Here is an 8,740-nt window from a genome sequence, read left to right on the forward strand (position 1 = left end):
CATAAAATTACCCTTTATTATTAATAATTAAAATTTAAGAGCTTAGGGTATAAAAAAACCACCCTTAGGTGGATTAGTTTTTGGGAAGAGTTTTGTTAATTTCACTACTGGCAGTTTCTTGAAGTTTTAATAAGTTAAAACTTTCATAGTTAGCTAAAATACAAAAAAGAAGAGCGGCTAGCAAAATTAGGGTTATCTTATTCATTTCATTTTACCTTTGAGATTTTATTTTTTTAATCCCGCAATGGTACATGAAAATACTATCTGAACCTTAATTGTTAAGAATCTACCACAATTTATTACAAAAGCTGTTTGTAAGACTTAATTACCTTTTGTAGATCTTTTAATAGCAATACACCTTAAGGATCAACAAGAATGGCCGGACAGGATTTTTATGCCAACTTTATTTTACTCAAGGCAATAAAAAACCATTGTGGGTTTATGAAGGTCATTATCTATATTTCTTTGGCGCACTTTAATGAAGCTGCATTTAAGTCATTATCAGCTTTGTAGACCATATTTGAATTAGAGGCACTTAAAGTTATTCTGGTTTCGAGTATATCTTTGTTTAGAAGCTTCACTTCTAGAGCCATACCATTTTGAATGTAAATCATATTATTTGCATATTTAACTTTGTTGAATACAACATGCCCACTCGTATCATCACAAAGTATTCCATTGCCATCTGAATCAAGTTTTATTGTTGATATGCTTGGGCCGATCGAAATCGTCCATATACCTGACACTGAAGGTATTGAAGGTTGTACTTCACTAAATTTATTATTAATCATTTGAGTAGCGGGAGTTACACACCCACCAAATAAAACCACCACTCCTAATAAAATTATCTTTTTCATGAAATTATCCATTTTAATAATGAGTAAAATTTAACAGTTCAGAAAATGAAAAACCACCCGAAGGTGGCCTAAGTAATTTATTTAGTATTTATTGCTCTTACATTTCAGTTTTTAAAGTAGGCATTGGCGGTAAAAAATCTGGTTTTATCAGCTGATTCGTATCATAGAGCTCTAAACTCACAGGACCTGCAGCATATGGAGCCAATTCGTAAAGCTGAAAATCAAAGGTCACCCCACCTGACTGGTTGATATAAAAATTTTCACTTACTTTAAAGTCCTCTTTGCTAATAAAGGTCTGCATATCATTTTCTTGGCACCAATATTCGTACTTTTTCCATAAAGCATCTTTAAGCGCATTCATTTTTCCATTCACTACAATATCTTTTAATCCAATGCGTTTTTTGCTTTTCAAGTCAAAAACATAATCTTCAAAAGTTGCTATACCATGTGCTCCGCCAGAATATTCTGAGCTAACTTTTGAAATTTGCACATATTGACCAAACTGTCCATTAAAGCGATAAACTACACTATCTGACCAGTTGTTAAGTCCCTCAGCCTGAATTTGATTTAATTGCTTTTGCTTTTCTGATGCAGGAATAAGTGCATCTGCATAATCTTTGCGGATTTCTTTATCAATTACTTGATCAATCCAACCAATATTACTTTTAAGTGCAATAGCTTCTTTAGAAGTACACACGACACCCTCAACATCTGGATTAGGTCCGCAAATTTTGGGTTGTTTAAACTTCACAAGAAAACTACTCGCGATCATTGCAGGAATTTGATTTTCTTCTTTTTGAGAGTTTTCATTCGCTTTTATATTGGAGGTTTTTTCTGCTTTTTCTACAGGTTTTTCCTCAGCTTTTTTCACACAGCCACTTAATATAAGTGGTATTACCATTAAGCCAAGCATAGTTTTATTCATTAATTTTACCCTTACACAATTTCATTTATCTTTTAAATTAAGTTTTTAAGAATTTAAAATTCACAAATATTTTAAATGAATTAATACTGTCTTTATATTGAGATATAGTTTTTTTTGATACACATCATTTATTTAATCATGGTTATTCAATAGAATACTCTTATAAAGTCTTGATAAGAAAACAAAATATGATGTGGATTAAATTTATATTATACCCTTTCGGCATGTTTGTACTGTGGCAAATCATTTTCATCATCGAACAGCTTTCTTTAGAATTTTTAAATGCACCACAAATACTTGTAGCTATAATTGCACTGATCATAAATTGCGGTATGCAAATTTTGATTGGTTATAAAGTTCCTCAATTAGCACCAAAGTATAAGTTTGTAGCGAGTATTACATACATTATCTTATTCACTTTTTTAGTAGCAATTTATTCAGCAACTATTTATTCAGCAACTATTTATTAGAAGGCTTAAAAATTGCGCCTCAAGCAATTTGGGTAGGTCATTTATTTTTCCATGTGGTTGGAATGGCTCTATATTTTGCAAACAACACTGATGAATTCTGCTGGGAAAATTTACTAAAATAATTCAGCACATTGTTCTCTACTTCTTTTTCTTAATTTTTTGTCAAAAAACATCATATTAGACAAATTTTCGTATAAATTACCCTTCTAGGTGAGCTCAGCAATCTAAAGGAATGAAATGACGCTTAAACAATTAAAAGCTTTTTTAGCTCTTGCGCGTACACTTAACTATGCCAATGCATCTTTAGAGCTACATCTAAGCCAATCTGCTTTAAGCCTCACCATTAAGAGTTTAGAAGAAGAGTTAGGCGGTAAATTGTTTAACCGTAACACACGTCGTGTTGAGCTTACCCAAGAAGGTAAATCCCTCATTCCCTATGCTAAAAAATTACTCGCCAATTGGGATGAAATGGAAAACGATGTCAAACAACGTTTTAAGCTCAATCGTGGAACATTAAGTATTGCCTCAATGCCCTTTGTGACTCATGCGATTCTACCTGAGGTAATTCATCAATTTTTAGAACTTCACCCCAATCTCAACTTTTCAATTCAAGATATTCCAAATGAGACCATTATAGAAAAAGTACAAGACGGTATTTTTGAACTTGGTATCTGCTTTGAACCTGATCTCACTGAAGGCTTAGAGTTCAAGCCGCTGTTCGAAGAAGATTTCTTAGCTCTATTACCTAAGACTCACCTACTCGCTCAATCGTCCTCTATTACATGGCATGAGCTTTGTTCAAATCCATTCGTAACCTTACAAAAACCTTCAATTGTTCGTTATTTAGTTGAGCAAAATTGTTTGCGAAATAATATAACGCTCGATTTAAAAGTTGAATGTCATCAAATTTCATCACTTTCAAGCTTCGTTGCTTATGGAATTGGAGTAAGTGCGATTCCAAGACACTTCGCTAAACACATTGATAAAGAACATAATGTGTTGATTGAATTAAAAGACGAAACTATTCATAAGACTGTAGGAATTGTTTATAAAAAGAACTTTGAAATTTCAAATATTTCTACTCAATTTATTGAGGCTCTGGTCCAATATAAATTTTAAAAAATTAAAGACTGCATTTTAGGGTGAGCTACGCGCAAGCTTAAGCTAAATTTATTAATTGTTATAATTTTCAATATTTTAATGTGAATTTCTAAAGATTTTAGCATTCTATACGTCTGTTTTTTTGTTGTTAATTTGATAGCATTCATTGAATATACTCATTAATCCTTTAAAAAAATTAACTTCTATAACACGAATTGAGATGCTAAAACTAAGATTACTAAGGGATATAGGATAACAATAGAATGAATAAAGTTTATGCCAATGCAGAGGCAGCACTGAAAGACGTTATTGCAGATAATCAAACACTTGCCGTTGGCGGTTTTGGTTTATGCGGAATTCCTGAAAAACTGATTGTTGCAGTTAAGCAAAGTGGTGTGACTGGTCTTACTTGTATTTCAAATAACGCCGGTATAGATGATTTTGGTTTAGGTATTTTGCTTCAAACCAAACAGATCAAAAAAATGATTTCGTCTTATGTTGGTGAAAATAAAGAGTTTGAGCGCCAATATTTAAATGGTGAACTTGATGTAGAACTCACGCCACAAGGTACCTTGGCAGAAAAGTTACGTGCTGGCGGTGCAGGAATTCCCGCATTTTATACTCAAACTGGTGTAGGTACACTCATTGCTGAAGGTAAAGAAGAACGCATCTTTAAAGGCAAAAACTACATTTTAGAAGAATCTTTAACAGCAGATGTTGCTCTTGTTAAGGCCTATAAAGCAGATAAAGCAGGTAATTTAGTATTCCGTAAAACTGCTCAAAATTTTAATCCTGAATGTGCCATGGCTGGAAAAATTACAATCGCAGAAGTTGAACAGGTTGTTGAAATTGGTGAGTTGGATCCAGATGAAATCCATTTAGCGGGTATTTACGTAAACCGTATTGTACTTAACACATCACCTGAAAAACGCATTGAGCATAAAACTTTAAGCACGGAGGCAGTATAAAATGGCTTGGTCACGCAATGAAATGGCACAACGTGCTGCAAAAGAACTTGAAGACGGTTTTTATGTCAATTTAGGTATTGGCTTACCTACTCTAGTTGCCAACTATATTCCTGAAAATATTAATGTTTGGCTTCAATCTGAAAATGGTTTATTAGGTATTGGCGAGTTTCCAACTGAAGAAACGGTTGATGCTGATTTGATTAATGCTGGTAAACAAACAGTTACTGCTCGCCCTGGCGCTGCTTTTTTCTCAAGCTCAGAATCTTTTGCCATGATCCGTGGTGGCCATGTAAACATTGCCATTTTAGGTGCAATGGAAGTTTCTGAAAATGGTGACTTGGCTAACTGGATGATTCCAGGTAAGAAAGTCAAAGGTATGGGCGGCGCAATGGACTTGGTTGTTGGTGTCCAAAAAGTTGTAGTGCTTATGGAACACTGCGCAAAAGATGGTACGCCAAAAATTGTGAAAAACTGTAGTTTACCTTTAACAGGTAAAGGTGTGGTTCATCGCGTAATTACTGACCTAGGTGTAATGGACATTACCCCACAAGGTGTTGAGCTCATTGAACTTGCTAAAGATGTCACTCTAGAACAGATTCAAGCTGTTACAGGCGTCGAATTCTATAAAACCTTAGTTGCTTAAATTTTAATTTTTAATTAGCCAGATAAGACTTAAGTTAGAACGTGAGCTTAAGTCTTAGCCCTTTTAAGCACCGGATGTGCTGTCTATAAATAGGAACGAGAAGGATTTTTTCAGCTATGGAAAAACAGCAAGGAATTTTTGAAAGATTTGCCCTTCGGATTAGTGATTGGTCTGAAAAATGGTTTCCAGATTCATATATTTTTGCACTACTCGGCGTCATTATTGTTTCTGTTGCCGCTTTAAGTATTGGTGCCCCAATTCAAGATGTAGCGACTTCTTTTGGTAATGGTTTCTGGAGTCTTATTCCCTTTACCCTACAAATGACTATGCTCATTATTGTAGGTTATGTCGTTTCGGTATCTAAGCCAGTAAAATTTCTGATTCAAAAAATGGCGCGTATTCCAAATTCTGGACGTGGTGCTATTGTTTTGGTTGCAACTGTCAGCTTGTTAATTTCACTGGTCAATTGGGCCGTAAGTACGATCCTTACTGCGCTTTTAGTGATTGCATTAGCAAAACGTAAAGAGTTGAATATGGATTACCGTGCTGCCGCAGCGGCTGCAATTATTGGTATGGGTGCGACTTGGGCATTAGGGATTAGTTCTTCAGCAGCACAACTTCAGGCAAATAAAAGCAGCTTGCCTGAGTCCATTTATAATCTGACAGGTGTTATTCCGTTTACCGAAACAATCTTTCTTTGGCAATCAATTGCAATGACCATTATTTTGGTCATTGTTTCAATCGCAATCGCGTATTGGTCAGCTCCAAAAGGCAATAATGTTAAAACGATTGAAAATTTTGACATTCAGTTTGAAGAAGAAAAACCACATGAGGAAAAATCTAACCGTCCGGGTGACTGGTTAGAAAACTCACCTATTTTAACGATTATTGTGGTGGCTTTAGGTGTAATCTGGATGTTTTTTGAATTTTCAAAAAGTAATCCAATTATTGCTATTTCAAGTTTAAACACATACAACTTTGTGTTCTTAATGCTTGGTCTAGCATTACATGGCACACCACGAAACTTCTTAAATGCCGTTGCAAAGGCAGTTCCAGCAGTATCAGGCATTTTAATCCAGTTCCCGCTATACGGAAGTATTGCCTTCATTATGACGCAGGCTTTAAACGGCCAAGATTTATCGCTGTCGCATTATGTTGCCGAGTTTTTCGTTTCAATCGCTTCAAAAGAAACCTTTGCGATTGTGATGGGAATTTACTCTGCCATCCTTGGATTCTTTGTGCCTTCTGGTGGTGGAAAATGGATTATTGAAGCCCCGTATGTCATGCAAGCAGCAAATGATTTAAAAGTTCATTTGGGCTGGTCTGTACAGATTTATAACGCAGCCGAAGCTTTACCAAATTTAATCAATCCATTCTTCATGCTGCCAATGTTAGGTATTTTAAAACTAAAAGCAAAAGATGTAATTGGTTTTACAGTCACTCAGCTCGTTGTGCATTTTCCCTTAGTTTTATTTTTATTGTGGTTCTTTGGAAGAACGCTTAGCTACACCCCACCTACTTTTTAATTTACTGGCGCCTTTAGTTTCGGCTAGAGGCAAATTTAGCAAATACACCAATAAGAGATATTAAGATGAGTTCAATTGTTATAGTTTCAGGTAGCCGTACGGCAATGGGCGGTTTTCAAGGTAGTCTGTCAGCATTATCTGCACCAGAACTTGGCGCTGCTGTAATTCGCGAATCTATTCAACGTGCAGGTGTTGCACCTGAACAAGTAGATGAAGTTATTTTTGGTTGTGTCTTGAGTGCAGGCATAGGTCAAGGTCCTGCTCGTCAGGCTATGCGTAAAGCTGGTGTGCCTGATCATGTGGGTGCAGTTACCATCAATAAACTGTGTGGCTCTGCAATGAAAGCCGTATTAATGGCATCAGACACCTTAAAAGCTGGTAGTGCTAACATTATTGTTGCTGGTGGCATGGAATCTATGAGTAATGCACCTTATATTTTGCCGAAAGCTCGCGGTGGTTACCGTATGGGACATGGTGAAATTAAGGACCATATGTTTTTAGATGGTCTTGAAGATGCTGAAACAGGGCGCTTAATGGGTTCTTTTGCTCAAGACATGGCAAACACCAAAGGTTTTACACGTGAGCAAATGGATAACTTTGCAATTTCTTCACTGAAAAAAGCGCAAACTGCCATTACACAAGGTTACTTCAAAGAAGAGATCGTTCCGGTTGAAGTAAAAACACGTAAAGGCGTTGAAGTAATTGATCAAGATGAGCAACCATTAAAAGCTAATCTTGAGAAGATTCCAACATTACGCCCAGCTTTTAGTAAAGATGGGACAATTACAGCTGCTAACTCAAGCTCAATTTCTGACGGTGCTGCTGCGTTAGTACTTACCACGGTAGAATATGCACAAAGTCATGGTTTAAATACTTTAGCAAAAATTGTGGCGACTTCTAGTCATTCACAGCATCCAAGTGAGTTTACAATTGCTCCAATTAGCGCAATTCAAAAAGTACTTGAGCGTGCTGGCTGGTCTGTTGACGAAGTAGATGCTTGGGAAATTAATGAAGCTTTTGCAATGGTCGCAATGGCGCCAATTCATGAGCTAGGTATCGATGAAGCAAAAGTCAACGTACATGGCGGCGCTTGTGCTTTAGGCCATCCAATTGGCGCAACTGGTTCAAGAATTATCCTTTCTCTTATCTATGCTTTAAAACGCCTAGGTAAAAAGAAAGGTGTTGCTGCGTTATGTATTGGTGGCGGTGAAGCTACAGCTGTCGCTATTGAAATCTAAAAATCAAATCGCGCAGAAGATGTAAGCGTTTTTCTTACATCTTCTTTTTTTAAACTTTAAAAAGTTCATAGCAGGTTTGACGGAACCATTTATGGCTACTTTTATGATGGCAAGACATATGCCAATGTTGTTTAACATCATAAGTTGGAAAGTCTAGAGGTGCTGGTAAAATCTGTAAATTTTCTCTCACCAATAAGACTTGGCTTAAATAATACGGCACAGTTGCAATCGCATCTGTTTCTTGAACGACTAAACCCACCCCTAGATAACTAGGTAATCGGATTAAGATATTTCTATCTAATCCTTTGTTCTGCAATTCATTTTTAATATGGTAGTGCCCGATTCCTGCATCAATATCGATATGATATTCACGCATATAATCATCCAAAGTAAAATTATTTGGATCTAAACGAGGATGGCTCTTAGAGCTAATCACAACATAATGTTGTTTAAAAAACTTCTGCTGATAAAAGCCTTCTTCTAATTGGGGTAAAAAGCCAATTGCAAGGTCAATTTCACCATTTGCCATTTGATAGCTAGTTTCTGGTGTGATCGGCCGAATATTCAAACGAATTAAAGGTGCTTTCTCTTTTAAATAGTTGGTCAGCTGCGGTAATAAGACCAGATGAGACACATCTGTCATGGCAATTGTAAAAAGTTGATCTGAAGTTAGCGGATCAAAGTTCACACTAAAGTTATTAATGCTTTCAACTTTATCAATTACTTCGCTAATGAGCGGAAATATTTCTTTAGCCAATTCGGTTGGAATCATTTCATTTCCAACACGAATAAAAAGTGGATCATTAAAATGCTGACGGATTTTGTTCAGTCCATTACTAACACTCGGTTGTGTAAGTCCAATAGCATCGGCAGCCATTGAAACGCTTTTAAACCGATAAATATGATAAAAAATATTTAGTAATCTACTATCTAGATCAAACAAAATTGTCTCCGTCTGGATCAAATAATCCATTCAAAAAGGACTGAAAACAGGTATAGCTTAGATAAGAAT

Annotated in this window: 8 protein-coding genes and 1 pseudogene; 6 read left to right on the plus strand and 3 right to left on the minus strand. The window is 35.9% G+C overall.

Annotation, left to right across the window (positions count from 1 at the left end; genetic code table 11):
- Positions 1–455 precede the first annotated feature (455 nt).
- Positions 456–857: a J517_1871 family lipoprotein gene (locus NL42_RS09750; protein ID WP_461312599.1), complete on the minus strand. Its 402-nt coding sequence runs from the start codon at positions 855–857 to the stop codon at positions 456–458.
- 97 nt (positions 858–954) lie between these two features.
- Positions 955–1,782, minus strand: coding sequence for an RsiV family protein (locus tag NL42_RS09755; protein ID WP_461312600.1), 828 nt, complete (start codon positions 1,780–1,782; stop codon positions 955–957).
- Between the two features lie 188 nt (positions 1,783–1,970).
- Between NL42_RS09755 and NL42_RS09760 the strand changes: the two are divergent.
- From NL42_RS09760 to NL42_RS09785, 6 genes and pseudogenes are all read left to right on the plus strand, one after another.
- Positions 1,971–2,374 (plus strand): annotated as a pseudogene (locus tag NL42_RS09760) (hypothetical protein).
- Positions 2,375–2,489: 115 nt separating this feature from the next.
- Positions 2,490–3,371 carry a LysR family transcriptional regulator gene (locus tag NL42_RS09765; protein WP_461312601.1) on the plus strand — a complete coding sequence of 294 codons (882 nt, stop codon included), beginning with the start codon at positions 2,490–2,492 and terminating at the stop codon, positions 3,369–3,371.
- A gap of 245 nt (positions 3,372–3,616) precedes the next feature.
- Positions 3,617–4,321 carry a CoA transferase subunit A gene (locus NL42_RS09770; RefSeq protein WP_461312602.1) on the plus strand — a complete coding sequence of 235 codons (705 nt, stop codon included), beginning with the start codon at positions 3,617–3,619 and terminating at the stop codon, positions 4,319–4,321.
- Position 4,322: 1 nt separating this feature from the next.
- Positions 4,323–4,964, plus strand: coding sequence for a 3-oxoacid CoA-transferase subunit B (locus NL42_RS09775; RefSeq protein ID WP_004792490.1), 642 nt, complete (start codon positions 4,323–4,325; stop codon positions 4,962–4,964).
- 116 nt (positions 4,965–5,080) lie between these two features.
- Entirely contained in the window at positions 5,081–6,490 is a 1,410-nt protein-coding gene (locus NL42_RS09780) for a short-chain fatty acid transporter (RefSeq protein ID WP_461312603.1), read from the plus strand.
- Between the two features lie 65 nt (positions 6,491–6,555).
- On the plus strand, positions 6,556–7,728 hold the full coding sequence (locus NL42_RS09785) for a thiolase family protein (protein ID WP_461312604.1): 1,173 nt from the start codon (positions 6,556–6,558) through the stop codon (positions 7,726–7,728).
- Between the two features lie 49 nt (positions 7,729–7,777).
- On the opposite strand, the gene NL42_RS09790 is transcribed toward NL42_RS09785, so the two are convergent.
- Positions 7,778–8,671 (minus strand): LysR family transcriptional regulator, encoded by an 894-nt coding sequence (locus NL42_RS09790; protein ID WP_003651675.1) that lies wholly within the window; start codon positions 8,669–8,671, stop codon positions 7,778–7,780.
- Between the last annotated feature and the right edge of the window lie 69 nt (positions 8,672–8,740).

It is taken from the genome of Acinetobacter sp. GN11 (genome assembly GCF_054823985.1).